Origin of the sequence: Mycobacterium sp., from assembly GCF_019243155.1 — a bacterium.
Lineage (GTDB): Bacteria > Actinomycetota > Actinomycetes > Mycobacteriales > Mycobacteriaceae > Mycobacterium.
The window spans coordinates 15,390-27,500 of record NZ_JAFAUS010000337.1; the positions used below are offsets into that span (position 1 = coordinate 15,390).

At 65.7% G+C, this 12,111-nt stretch carries 12 protein-coding genes; 10 read left to right on the forward strand and 2 right to left on the reverse strand.

What is annotated here, in order from left to right; translation table 11 throughout:
- Positions 1-67 precede the first annotated feature (67 nt).
- The 6 genes from JOZ00_RS17290 to JOZ00_RS17315 are packed head-to-tail and all read left to right on the forward strand — an operon-like array spanning position 68 to position 4,831.
- Positions 68-526, forward strand: coding sequence for a nuclear transport factor 2 family protein (locus JOZ00_RS17290; RefSeq protein ID WP_293345692.1), 459 nt, complete (start codon positions 68-70; stop codon positions 524-526).
- Positions 513-2,135, forward strand: a complete 1,623-nt coding sequence (locus tag JOZ00_RS17295; protein ID WP_293345694.1) for an NAD(P)/FAD-dependent oxidoreductase — start codon at positions 513-515, stop codon at positions 2,133-2,135. The genes JOZ00_RS17290 and JOZ00_RS17295 overlap by 14 nt, the downstream gene beginning before the upstream one ends.
- Positions 2,136-2,144: 9 nt before the next feature.
- Positions 2,145-3,266 (forward strand): PHB depolymerase family esterase, encoded by a 1,122-nt coding sequence (locus JOZ00_RS17300; RefSeq protein WP_293345696.1) that lies wholly within the window; start codon positions 2,145-2,147, stop codon positions 3,264-3,266.
- 1 nt (position 3,267) lies between these two features.
- Complete coding sequence (locus tag JOZ00_RS17305) at positions 3,268-3,408, forward strand: hypothetical protein (RefSeq protein WP_293345698.1); 141 nt, start codon at positions 3,268-3,270, stop codon at positions 3,406-3,408.
- Positions 3,405-3,788 (forward strand): nuclear transport factor 2 family protein, encoded by a 384-nt coding sequence (locus tag JOZ00_RS17310; RefSeq protein ID WP_293345700.1) that lies wholly within the window; start codon positions 3,405-3,407, stop codon positions 3,786-3,788. Before JOZ00_RS17305 ends, JOZ00_RS17310 begins: the two co-directional genes overlap by 4 nt.
- Positions 3,752-4,831 (forward strand): TIGR03857 family LLM class F420-dependent oxidoreductase, encoded by a 1,080-nt coding sequence (locus JOZ00_RS17315; protein WP_293345715.1) that lies wholly within the window; start codon positions 3,752-3,754, stop codon positions 4,829-4,831. The genes JOZ00_RS17310 and JOZ00_RS17315 overlap by 37 nt, the downstream gene beginning before the upstream one ends.
- A 6-nt stretch (positions 4,832-4,837) precedes the next feature.
- Here the strand turns inward: JOZ00_RS17315 and JOZ00_RS17320 are convergent, their stop codons facing one another.
- Positions 4,838-6,343 (reverse strand): carboxyl transferase domain-containing protein, encoded by a 1,506-nt coding sequence (locus JOZ00_RS17320; protein ID WP_293345702.1) that lies wholly within the window; start codon positions 6,341-6,343, stop codon positions 4,838-4,840.
- Positions 6,344-6,442: 99 nt separating this feature from the next.
- On the opposite strand from JOZ00_RS17320, the gene JOZ00_RS17325 reads away from it, so the two are divergent.
- From JOZ00_RS17325 to JOZ00_RS17335, 3 genes are all read left to right on the forward strand, one after another.
- The gene (locus tag JOZ00_RS17325; RefSeq protein ID WP_293345704.1) at positions 6,443-7,465 is read left to right on the forward strand and encodes an LLM class F420-dependent oxidoreductase; all 1,023 of its coding nucleotides are present in this window, start codon (positions 6,443-6,445) and stop codon (positions 7,463-7,465) included.
- Between the two features lie 11 nt (positions 7,466-7,476).
- Positions 7,477-8,697, forward strand: a complete 1,221-nt coding sequence (locus JOZ00_RS17330; protein ID WP_293345717.1) for a cytochrome P450 — start codon at positions 7,477-7,479, stop codon at positions 8,695-8,697.
- Positions 8,698-8,777: 80 nt separating this feature from the next.
- A complete protein-coding gene (locus tag JOZ00_RS17335; RefSeq protein ID WP_293345706.1) occupies positions 8,778-9,605 on the forward strand; it encodes an SDR family NAD(P)-dependent oxidoreductase in 828 nt (275 codons plus the stop codon).
- A 20-nt stretch (positions 9,606-9,625) separates the two neighbouring features.
- Here the strand turns inward: JOZ00_RS17335 and JOZ00_RS17340 are convergent, their stop codons facing one another.
- Positions 9,626-10,843, reverse strand: a complete 1,218-nt coding sequence (locus tag JOZ00_RS17340) for a helix-turn-helix domain-containing protein (protein WP_293345708.1) — start codon at positions 10,841-10,843, stop codon at positions 9,626-9,628.
- A gap of 144 nt (positions 10,844-10,987) precedes the next feature.
- Here JOZ00_RS17340 and JOZ00_RS17345 point away from each other — a divergent pair.
- A partial coding sequence (locus JOZ00_RS17345; RefSeq protein ID WP_293345710.1) for an AMP-binding protein occupies positions 10,988-12,111 on the forward strand: 1,124 nt, incomplete at its 3' end.

Consider the following 12,111-nt stretch of genomic DNA (forward strand, 5'->3'; position numbering starts at 1 on the left):
TTGCGACATACTAAAGCCGTTACAGTATAGATTTCAGCAGTCTGGCCCGTGCACGGCAAGGAGCGATATGACTGAGGCGGCTGACGAGCTGGAAGCGCTTCGGCAGTTGAAGGCACGCTACTGTCGCTTTCTCGATACCAAAGACGTCGAATCTTGGCGCAATGTGTTCGCGCCCGACGTGGTCGTCACCCTGGACATGGCGGTCTCCACCGGTGGCGCCGACCCCCAGACCGCACCCCCGCTCGAGGGTGTCGACAACTTCGTTCCCATGGTGATGGGCGGCCTCGAAACGGTGGCGACCAAACACCACTGCCACACCCCCGAGCTCACGCTCACCTCGGCCACCACGGCGACCGGCATCTGGGCGATGGAGGACCTGTTGATCTTCGGCGAGGGCCACGAGTTGTTCGGCGCGGGCCACTACCACGAGACCTACGAGAAACGGGACGGTTCATGGCGGATCAAGAGCCTGCACCTCACCCGAACGATCCTCAAGATGACCGGTGGTGACGATGGCGGAAGCTGATACCTCGTTCGACGCGATCGTCATCGGCGCCGGATTCTCTGGGCTCTACATGCTGCATCGGCTGCGCCGGCTGGGCGTTCGGACCAGGGTGCTGGAGATGGCCGAAAACGTCGGCGGCACCTGGCTGTTCAACCGGTACCCGGGTGCGCGGTGCGACATCGAGAGCATCGAATACTCGTACAGCTTCTCCGAAGAGATCCAACAGGAATGGGTCTGGACTGAGTCGATGCCGGCCCAGCCCGAAATCGAGGCCTACCTGAACTTCGTCGCCGACCGGCTGGACCTTCGCCGCGACATTCAATTCGACACCAGGGTCGTCGCGATGAACTTCGACGAGGATGCCGGCGCGTGGCTGGTGCGAACCGAAACGGGGGATGTCTATACGGCCCCGTTCATCGTCGCCGCCTCCGGCATCCTGTCGGTGCCCCTGGAACCCGACTTCCCCGGTATGGGGAGTTTCGCGGGCACCTCGCTGTACTCCAGTCGCTGGCCGAAGCAGGGTTTCGACCTCACCGGAAAGCGCGTCGGCATCATCGGGACCGGTTCCACCGGCGTCCAGCTGATTCCCGTGGCGGCCCGGGAAGCGCTGCAGCTGTGCGTGTTTCAGCGTTCTCCGGCGTTCACCCTGCCTTGGACGGTGCACCGATTCGAGGCCGGCGAGCTGGACGTGATGAAGGCCCGCTACGACGAGATCCGCGCCGCGCAGCGGGCACACCCCATCGGGGCGGCGCGACTGAGCGCGTTCTCGGTGCTGCTGGAGATGCTGAGCAGGCCGCCGCTGAAAACGGCGACGCGCGAAGAGCAGCTGAGCGCGATCGAGGAGCACGGCGTCATGGGCGCGCTCAACTGGGGTGACATTTTCTTCGACATCGAAGCCAATCGGATGGCGACACAGCTGTACGGGGAGGCCGTCGCCCGTATCGTCACTGACCCGAAGACGGCGGCTTCGTTGGTGCCCGTGCACCCGTTCGCGTGCAAGCGGCCGATCATCGACCAGGGCTACTACGAGACATTCAACCGGGACAACGTCGAGCTCGTCGACCTGCGCAAGAGCCCGATCCGCGAGGTGACACCGAACGGCATTCGCACCGAGGACGCGTCCTACGACCTCGACGTGATCGTCTACGCGACCGGGTTCGACGCGATGACCGGGGCGCTCAGCCGCATCGACGTCCGCGGCCGAGACGGGCTTTCGCTCGGCGAATTCTGGGCGAGCGAAGGTCCGCTGTCCTATCTTGGGTTGGCGGTCGCCGGCTTCCCGAACCTGTTCACCATCCAGGGGCCGGGTAGCCCGAGCGCCGCCACGAACTTCGTTGCGGCATTGGAGCAGCATGTGGAATGGATCGGTGATTGCATCGCGCATCTGCGCGCCCAGGGAATCCGCACGATTGAGGCTTTGCCGACCGCGCAGCAGGAGTGGATCGACCACGCGACCGCGCTCGTCGCGCCGACCGTGCTGGTTCACCCGTCCTGCAATTCCTGGTACAACGGTGGCAATGTTCCCGGCAAGAAGCGCATGTACATGGGCTATACCGGCGGGATCCCCGAGTACCGCCGCCGCTGCGACGAAATCGCGGCCGGCGGATACACCGGCTTCAAGCTCACGTAGGGGAACGAAATGCCCAGCGTGACGCGTGGATTGGGTCTGGCCAAGGAAGCGACCCGCGAACTCGGGATGTTGTTGCCCCGCACCGTGGCCGGTCTGAACGAATCGACGGGCTGGAGTCCGGTCTCGCCGCGTGGTGTGCGCCAGTTCGGCGAGGTCCTGCTGGATGAGCTTGTCCTGAGCACCTTTTCGCTGTTGGCCGGGAAGCCGGCGGCCATGCGACCCCCGGACGCATGTGCCGCGGCAGCCGACGAATTATCCGCGCTCGGCATCGACGGTGCGCATGCCGATCCAAAACCGCTGCGGGCGACCTCGATACAGCAGCGACGTATCGCGGGACTGGCCTATGAGCGGCTGACCTTCGAACATGATCCGTCGCTGCCGCCCACCCTGGAAGCCGAGGGCCTGGGAGGCCCGGCGAGGGCTGCGGTGCATCTGTGTCGGCACCGTGACGGTCCGCGGCCGTGGCTGGTATGGGTGCACGGCGCCGGTCAGGGCGGCACCGAAGACCTGTTGTTGACCCGGATCGGCCAGATACATCACGGGTTGGGGTTCAACGTCGCGATGCCGGTGCAGCCGGGCCACGGCTGCCGGCGCCGCGAGTGGCCGGCGTACCCGGACGTGGATCCGCTGGGCAATGTCGCGGGCATGATGCGCGCCGTGTCCGAGGTGCGTGCGGTGGTGCGGTGGGCGCAGCCGGAATCCACCGCCGTTGTGGTAGCAGGAATCTCGATGGGCACGCCGGTGGCGGCGCTGGTTTCCCATCTGGAGACACAGATTGACGGCGTCGCGCTCTACACCCCGATCCTGGGACTCAACGGGATGATCGCGCGACACATGTCGCGTTTCGGCCAATCCCGGAACGGCTTTCGCGAGATGCTGGAGTCACCCGAGGTTTCGAAGCTGACCTCGGTGATCGACCCCCTGGCGGTCACCCCGAGCCCCGGACCGGAGCGGCGGCTCATCGTGGGGGCGTGGCATGACCGGATGGCGATGCGCGAACCCACGGTCGCGCTGCAGGAGCGCTGGCAGGGCCAGTTGTACTGGTACGACGGTAGCCACGTCGGTCACGTGTTCTCCCGCCGGGTGCAACGGATCACCCGACGATTCCTGAACGATATCGCCGAGAGCTGACATGACACTGGCCGCGGTGCGCGTGCCCCGCGCGATCGATGAGGTGACTCCCGCGTGGCTCAGCGATGCGCTGCACGCGGGTGGCACCATACCGGCAATCGTGACGATCGATGACGTCGACGCGGTTGAGGTATTCCAGTGAGTGACCCAACCCGGACCGCCCGCGAGGTGGTCGAGCTGTACAACCTCGTCGTCTGGAACGAACACGACATCCAGTTGGCGGAGGAGTTACTGGGCGACAACGTTATTCGGCACGAGGTCGGCGAGGCACACACGCTGACCCACGCGCAGGCCGTGAAACGCGTTGCGGACATGTGGGAGCTTGTCGAGTCGTTGCGATTCGACCTGAAGATCGTCATCGACGGTGGCGACGGCGAGCATGTCGCGATCGTGTACGACTCCACCGTGACCGCCGGCGACGGCAGCGAGACCAACATCGCCAGCATCGAGGTGTTTCGGGTCCTCGACGGCAAGATCGTCGAGGTCTGGAACTGTGGCTTAAAGCAAGGGGTTTGGAATTGAGCGCGGATCGCACACTGGACGAATTGGGCTACTACCTACTGGCCGGCGCCGGAGGTGAAGGCCCGGCGACGCTGATGGATGAGGCCCGCCGCGGCGAGGAACTGGGCTTCGGCACCGCGTTCATCTCCGAGCGTTGGAACGTCAAGGAGGCGTCTTCTCTAGTGGGAGCCGCGTGCGCAGTGACGCGCAGGATGCAGATCGCCACCGCCGCAACCAATCACAACACCCGCCACCCGCTGATAACCGGATCGTGGGCGACCACCATGCACCGGCTCTCGGGCGGGCGGTTCACGTTGGGCATCGGGCGCGGCATCGCCGCGATCTACGGAGCATTCGGCATACCGGCGGTCACCACCGCACAGATGGAAGACTGGGCCCAGGTCATGCGCCGACTGTGGCACGGCGAGTTGATCTTCAACCACGACGGCCCGATGGGCAAGTACCCGATCCTATTCCTGGATCCGGACTTCAACGAAGACATTCGACTGGCGCTGGTGGCATTTGGGCCCAACACGCTGGCGCTGGGCGGCCGGGTGTTCGACGATGTCATCCTGCACACCTACTTCACCCCGGAGACGTTGCAGCGCTGCGTGGCGACGGTCAAGTCCGCCGCGGAAAAGGCCGGCAGGGATCCCGACAGCGTGCGGGTCTGGTCATGCTTCGCGACGGTGGGCGATCATCTTCCCGAGGAGTTGCGGCTGAAGAAGACGGTCGCGCGGCTGGCCACGTATCTACAGGGCTACGGCGATCTCATGGTGCGGACCAACAGCTGGGATCCCGCTGTGCTGCAACGTTTCCGGGAGGACAGCGTGGTGACGTCGATCGCGGGCGGGATCGACCACAAGGCCACGCCCGAGCAGATCGAGCACATCGCAACGCTGATCCCGGACGAATGGCTGGAACCGTCGGCCATCGGGTCGGCCCAGCAGTGTGCGGACCGCATCCGTAAAGAGTTCGACTACGGCGCCGACGCGGTGATCATGCACGGCGCGACACCCGACGAGCTCGAGCCGGTGGTCACGGCCTACCGCGCGGACGCCTAGCGCCACCTACGGCATGATGACGGTGCGCGTCACCGGCTCGGCCGCCGCCTGCCGGCTGGACAGCCCCCGAAGCAGGGAAGCCAGCAAGGCCTCCCGGGTTTCGCGGGGATCGATCAGTTCGTCGAATCCCATGCCCTCGGCCGACCGGTAGGACGCCTGTAGCTCGGCGTTGCGCAGCATCTCGGTCAGGTCCTCACCGGCGTGCGATGCCCGGCTCAGCGCGGCCGCGCTCATCGCGCCCATCGTCGCGCCGGGATAGGCGAACGTCGCGACTTGGCTGTCGAAACTGATCAGCGACATGACCATCGAGCCGAACCCGTAGGCCTTGCGCAGCGTCACATGCAGCTTCAGCGTGGTGGCCGCGGTCTGCGCGGCGAACATCCGCGCACCCGCGCGAAGCACTCCGGTGCGCTCGGACCGGCTGCCAGGCAGCATGCCGGGGTTGTCCGCGAGGAAGACGATCGGCAGGTGGAACGAGTCGGCCACCATGATGAAGTGCGCCGCTTTGTCCGCGGCGTCGGCATCGATGGAGCCGGCGAGCACCTGCGGCTGGTTGGCGACGACCGCGACCGGGTGGCCACCGAGATGGGCCAGCGCGCAGATGATCGCCTTGCCGTACGAGGGCTGGACTTCGAACCAGTCCGGCCGGTCGAAGATCACGTCGAGCACCGAGCGCATGTCGTAGACGCGGCGATTGTCGCGAGAGACGATGTCGAGTAGTTCCGGTGTCGGCCGTGGCTCGCAGTCCGCCCCCGCTTCAGAGGCGACGAGCTGCTTCGGGTACGACCACGCGCTGGGCGGAAAGTACGACAGGTAGCGGCGAATGTCGGCGATCACCGCTTCGTCGTCCTCGGCGACGTTGTGGATCACCCCGCTGGGCAGGGCGACGTCCGGCCCGCCGAGGTCCTCCTTCGAAATGTCTTCTCCGGTCGACTCTTTGACGACGGGGGGCCCGGCGGTGAAGATCGCCCCCTGCCTGCTCATGATCCGGAAGTCGCACACCGGGGCCACCAGTGCGCCGTGGCCGGCCGAGGGCCCGAGCACGCCGGCGACGGTCGGCACCCGGCCCGAGCATTGCGCCTGCGCGAGTAGGTCGGTCGGGCTACGACCGTAGTGACCGCCGGCTGGTCGGAAGCCCGCGCCTTCGAGCAGCATCACCAGCGGGATCTTGTTGCGCAGCGCCAGTTCGGCGATGCGGTAGCGCTTCGAGTTGCCGCCAGGGCCGATGCTGCCGGCCACGGTGGTGAAGTCTTCGGCACCCAACATCACCGGCGAGCCGTCGATCAGGCCGGAGCCGACGATCAGCGCGTCGGACGCGATCTCGCCGCCGACGAGGGTGCCGAGCTCACGGAACGTCCCCTTGTCGAGCAGGTGGTCGATCCGCGCGCGAGCGTCGAGCTTGCCCTTGCTGCGATGCTTCTCGAGCCGCTCCGGCCCACCCATGTCCCGCGCGTGTTGACGGCGACGGTCGAGGTCGGAGAGCGTCTCCTCCCAGCCCTGGGGTTTTGTCATGCGTCTTTCCTACCTCGAAGTCCTGCCCGATGGGAGATTGCTCGCCTGTTTAGATCTTGCAGGGTCACATACTGGATTGCTTACTGTAAAGTTACCCGCATGGGTAACGCCCACCGCCTCAAGATCGACGGGGGCATCCCCAATCAACTGGCACGGGTTCGGAAGGTGGCCGGTGCGCTGGAGGAGCAGGGGTACGACGGCGGCTGGACCGCCGAAACCAGCCACGACCCGTTTCTGCCGCTGCTGCTGGCCGCCGAACACACGTCGCGACTCGAACTCGGCACCAACATCGCGGTGGCGTTCGCGCGCAACCCGATGATCGTCGCGAACATCGGCTGGGACCTGCAGGCGTACTCCCAGGGCCGATTTATTCTCGGCCTGGGCACCCAGATACAGCCCCACATCGAGAAGCGGTTCAGCATGCCGTGGAGCCATCCGGCGCGCCGGATGGGCGAATTCGTGTCCGCGCTGCGCGCGATCTGGTCGGCGTGGCGGGACGGGACCAAGCTGCGTTTCGAGGGCGATTTCTACACGCACAAGATCATGACCCCGATGTTCACCCCGGAAGCGCACCCGCATCCGGAGCCGAAGGTCTTTCTCGCCGCCGTCGGCGAGGCGATGACCGAGATGTGCGGCGAGGTCGCCGACGGCCACCTCGGCCACCCGATGGTCTCCAAGCGCTACCTCGACGAGGTGACGGCGCCTGCGCTCGAACGCGGTTTGCGGCGGGCCGGCCGGAACCGCAACGACTTTGAGGTGTCGAGCGAAGTTCTCATCGCAACTGGTGAGAACGACGACGAATTGGCAACGGCCACAACCGCGGTCCGCAAGCAGATCGCCTTCTACGGATCGACGCCGGCGTACCGCAAGGTGCTCGACCTGCACGGCTGGGGCGACCTGCACAACGAACTGAACCGGCTCTCCAAGCAAGGGGAGTGGGACGCCATGGGTTCGCTCATCGATGACGAGATGCTCGCCGCGTTCGCCGTCGTCGGAGAAGTCGACACCATCGCCGGTGCCCTGAAGAGCCGTTGCGAAGGGGCGGTCGACCGTGTCCTGCCCATCTTTTTAACCGCTTCCGAGTCCTGTATTGCCGCTGCCATGAAGGAGTTTCACGCGTGAGGACAACGACGATGGACGAGGCCGCGAAGGTACTGGCGGATCCGATGGCGTACACCGACGAGCGGCGACTGCACGAGGCGCTGACTCATCTGCGCACGGCCGCACCGGTCTCCTGGGTCGAGGTGCCGAACTACCGGCCGTTCTGGGCGATCACCAAACACGCCGATGTCATGAACATCGAACGCGAGAACATGCTGTTCACCAACTGGCCCCGCCCGGTGTTGACGACCGCCGAGGGCGACGCGCAGGCGGAAGCCGCGGGTGTGCGGACGCTGATCCACCTGGACGACCCGCAGCACCGGGTGGTCCGTGCGATCGGTTCGGACTGGTTTCGTCCAAAGGCGATGCGGGCGTTGAAGGTTCGTGTCGACGAATTGGCCAAGATCTACGTCGACAAGATGATGGCCGTCGGCCCCGAGTGCGACTTCGTTCAGCAGGTCGCGGTCAATTACCCGCTGTACGTGATCATGTCGCTGCTGGGCCTGCCGGAGGCCGATTTTCCGCGCATGTTGAAGCTCACCCAGGAGTTGTTCGGCAGTGAAGACTCCGAATTCAAGCGCGGCACCACCAACGAGGACCAGCTGCCGGCGTTGCTGGACATGTTCGGATACTTCAACGGGGTGACCGCGTCGCGCCGCGAACATCCCACCGACGACCTCGCGTCGGCGATCGCCAACGCGCGCATCGACGGCGAACCGCTGTCGGACATTGAAACCGTCTCTTACTATCTCATCGTCGCGACCGCGGGCCATGACACCACCAGCGCCACCATCTCCGGCGGCCTACAGGCGCTCGTCGAAAACCCCGACCAGCTCGAGCGCCTCCGCGGCAACCTCGACCTCATGCCGCTGGCCACCGAGGAGATGATCCGCTGGGTCACCCCGGTCAAGGAATTCATGCGCACCGCCGCCGCGGACACCACCGTGCGGGGGGTGCCCATCGCGGCGGGGGAATCGGTGCTGCTGTCCTATGTCTCGGCCAACCGCGACGAGGAGGCCTTCGACGAGCCGTTCCGCTTCGACGTCGGCCGCGACCCGAACAAGCACGTGGCCTTCGGTTACGGAGTGCATTTCTGCATGGGTGCCGCGCTGGCCCGCATGGAGGTCAACAGCTTCTTCTCGGAGCTGCTGCCCCGACTCAAATCCATTGAGCTGACTTCAGACCCGGCGTTGACCGCCACCACGTTCGTCGGCGGCCTCAAGCACCTGCCGGTGCGCTACTCGTTGGTCTGAGACCGGCGGGGTTTCAGCGGTCCGCTTATCGGCACCATGAACGATGTGCGATCGCTACACTCCCCGTGGAGGTCTGGGCAATGACGCGTAGGACGATACTCATCACGGGTGCCAGCGACGGCATCGGCGCCGCGGCGGCGCGACGGATCCGCGGCGCCGGCGAGAACGTGGTGCTGGTGGGCCGGTCGGAAAGCAAGACCGCCGCCATGGCCGCGGAGCTGGACGCGGACTATTTCGTTGCCGACTATGCCGACCTGTCCCAGGTCCGAGCGCTGGCCGACAAGATTCGCGCGGAATACCCGCGCATCGACGTGTTGGGCAACAACGCCGGCGGCGTGTTCAGCAAGCTGCACGAGACGGCCGACGGTCACGAGATAACTCTTCAGGTCAACTATTTGGCGCCGTTCTTGCTCACCACGATGTTGATGGACGTGCTGCTGGATTCGCGTGCCACGATCGTCAACACGTCCAGCTCGTCGCAGAAGCTGCTTCGCAGGGTCAGCATCACCGATTTCGAGACGACCGCTCGGCGCCGGACCAGCGGAGCCTATGCGGTGGCCAAGCTGGCAAACATCTTGTTCACCAGGGAATTACACCGGCGCTACCACGCCGACGGCCTTTCGGCGGTGGTCGTCCACCCCGGCTTCGTCAACACCAACATCGGCCACTCGTCCGGATCGCGGTTCCTGACGACCATGCAGCGCACGCCGGTGGTCCGGATGATCAAGACCGCGGACCACGGCGCCGACCAGTTGGTGTGGCTGGCGACCAGCACGCCCGGCGTCGACTGGACCGCCGGCGAGTACTACGCAAAAGGCAAGCGCGCGAGAGCCAACCGCGCTGCGGACGATCCCGTCCTCGCGCGCGAGCTGTGGGTACGCACCCTGGCCAAGGTCGGCTACGCATAGAGCGCGAAAACCGTTTGCCCTCAGGGCAATCGACGCTCGATCTCGAACGCCAGACACAGCTCGGCGAGATCTTGTGGCCGCGACAGTGATCGGTCGGTCAGCTCCTCGATGCGGTGCAGACGGTGGCGCACGGTGTTGGGGTGGCAAAAGATCTTCACCGCAGTGTCATTGGCGGAGCCGCCGGCCGCAAGCCACGCCCGGAAGGTATCGAGCAGGATCGAGCGCTCGTCGTCCGGCAACGCGTTCAACCGGCCCAACACCGAGGATTCGATCTTCGCCATGACCTCCGGTGCGCTGACCGCCGCTATCGCAAGCGGGGTGTCGTCGAACACGGTGACGAGCGAATCGGCCGTGGGCTTTCCGATCAGCGCCAGCCGCGCGAATCGCAGGGCGTCGTTGGTGTCGGCCAACTCGTGAAACGGCGGGCTGATGCCGACTCGCGCGCTCGCGGCCTGTCGAAGCACCTCGACGAGCGCGTCGAGGGCATCAGCCGTCTTGGGACCCCGCAGGTGGACGATGCCGACCTGCAGGTCGGGTAGCAGTCGCCACGCCGATCGGATGTCGCGAACCGACAGCTTGTTCTCGATGGTCGGCAGTCCAAGCTTTCCGATCGCGGGCAATTGCGCCGCGACTACGGCATACGGTCCCGAGGTGGGTAGCCGCAGCAGGTCGGCCACTTCCCACAGGTTGTGCCGGTCGGTGATTCGTCGTGACAGCAGCGCTTCCACCAGCGCCGACCGCTCCTCTTCTCGCTCGAGGATCTGCGCGGTGAGTTGTTGGCGGTAGGCGGTGCTCATCGCCTGAACGAACGTGTCCTGCGCGAGGAAGACCCGTGCGGTGGCATCGAGGATCGCGTCGGTGGGTATCGCCGCTTCGCGTGCGGTAGCGAGGGTCTTCTCCCACATGAATCGGAAACCGATCCGGTAGGCGGTCATCACGGCCGGCAGCGGCACACCGGCGAGCGCGCGGGCGGTACCGGTTTGGGCGGCGATCGAGACGTCGGCGTCCCCGTTCCCGGCGAGCGAATCGAAGATGAAAGTCACGTTGGCGACGCAACTTTCGGCGACCTTGGCCTTGCTGACGACGGTGCCGTCGCGGTACGCGTCGATCTCGCGGCAGAGTAGCTCCGCCATCGCCTTTCCCAGTCCCGGGGCTTGGGCAAGCATCAGTTTGCCCAGCTCGATCACGTGCGGATCAGCTGCCACGCCGCGCGCGCGGCTTTTCGATGCCGTTCCCATACTCCGAAACCCTATGCCCGGGTATCGGCGGATGTGCGCGTTAACAGCGAACGGGATTCGGCATTGTTTGTGCAGACATTGTGGCGTGCCGCCGCGAGGATCACCCTGGAAACAGCACGTCAAGCATTCCGCAGGAGGCTCCCCATGACCGCTTTGAGCGCCAACCTCGTCGCGTCGAAGGATCGCTATCCCGACCGGGTGGCACTGCGCTGCGACGAGTTGCAGTTCACCTTCGCCGAATTCGACGCCGCAGCCGCTCGCGTCGCAACGCTGCTGGAGCGGGCCGGGGTCCAGCCCGGCGATCGGGTGGGCGTGATGTTGCCGAACACCCCCGCCTTCGCCCTCGCCTTCTACGGGATCATGTATCGGGGTGCCGTCGCGGTTCCGATGAACCCGCTCCTGAAGTCCCGCGAAGTGGCCTTCTACCTGTCCAACAGTGGCGCGAAAGCGTTGTTCGCGGCGCCGTCCTTCGCCGCGGAGGCTACCGCCGGCGCGGCCGAGGTGCGCGCCCGCTGCTGGGTGGCCGACGACGCCGAGCTGGCCAAGCTCATCGCAGACCTGCCCGCGCAGGAAACCCCGGTGCAACGCGATGACGACGACGTCGCGGTCATCCTGCACACGTCGGGCACCACCGGCAAGCCCAAGGGCGCCATGCTCACTCACGGCAATCTGGGCCGCAACGCCGAAGTCAGTGTCCGCACCCTTGTCGAGACGGGACCCGACGACGTGGTGATGGGCTGTTTGCCCCTTTTTCACGTCTTCGGGTTGACGTGCGGGCTCAACGGCTCGGTCCTTGCCGGCGCGATGATGACCCTGATCCCGCGTTTCGACCCGCGCAAGGCCATCGAGGTGATCGAGCGCGATCGCGTCACAGTTTTCGAGGGCGTGCCGACGATGTATTCGGCGCTGCTCGGTGTCGCCGACGAAGCTAAACCCGGCGCGATGCAGAGTCTTCGGGTCTGCGTATCCGGCGGCGCGGCGATGCCCGTCCAGGTTCTCACCGACTTCGAAAAGGCCTTCGGTTGCACCGTTCTCGAGGGATACGGGCTCTCGGAGAGTTCGCCGGCCGCCGCGTTCAACCACCCGAGCCGGCCCCGAAAGGCGGGCTCGATCGGCACCCCGATCGACGGCGTCGAGATGCGGGTGGTCGATCTGGACGGAGTCGAGGTCCCGCAAGGGCAGACCGGCGAGATCCAGATTCGCGGCCACAACGTGATGAAAGGCTACTGGAACCTGCCCGATGCCACCAAGGCCACGATCACCGCCGA

Coding starts and splice junctions, on each gene's coding strand:
- JOZ00_RS17290 (WP_293345692.1), top strand. CDS start 68: ATGACTGAGGCGGCTGACGAGCTGGAAGCGCTTCGGCAGTTGAAGGCA.
- JOZ00_RS17295 (WP_293345694.1), top strand. CDS start 513: ATGGCGGAAGCTGATACCTCGTTCGACGCGATCGTCATCGGCGCCGGA.
- JOZ00_RS17300 (WP_293345696.1), top strand. CDS start 2,145: ATGCCCAGCGTGACGCGTGGATTGGGTCTGGCCAAGGAAGCGACCCGC.
- JOZ00_RS17305 (WP_293345698.1), top strand. CDS start 3,268: ATGACACTGGCCGCGGTGCGCGTGCCCCGCGCGATCGATGAGGTGACT.
- JOZ00_RS17320 (WP_293345702.1), bottom strand. CDS start 6,343: ATGACAAAACCCCAGGGCTGGGAGGAGACGCTCTCCGACCTCGACCGT.
- JOZ00_RS17325 (WP_293345704.1), top strand. CDS start 6,443: ATGGGTAACGCCCACCGCCTCAAGATCGACGGGGGCATCCCCAATCAA.
- JOZ00_RS17330 (WP_293345717.1), top strand. CDS start 7,477: ATGGACGAGGCCGCGAAGGTACTGGCGGATCCGATGGCGTACACCGAC.
- JOZ00_RS17335 (WP_293345706.1), top strand. CDS start 8,778: ATGACGCGTAGGACGATACTCATCACGGGTGCCAGCGACGGCATCGGC.
- JOZ00_RS17340 (WP_293345708.1), bottom strand. CDS start 10,843: ATGGGAACGGCATCGAAAAGCCGCGCGCGCGGCGTGGCAGCTGATCCG.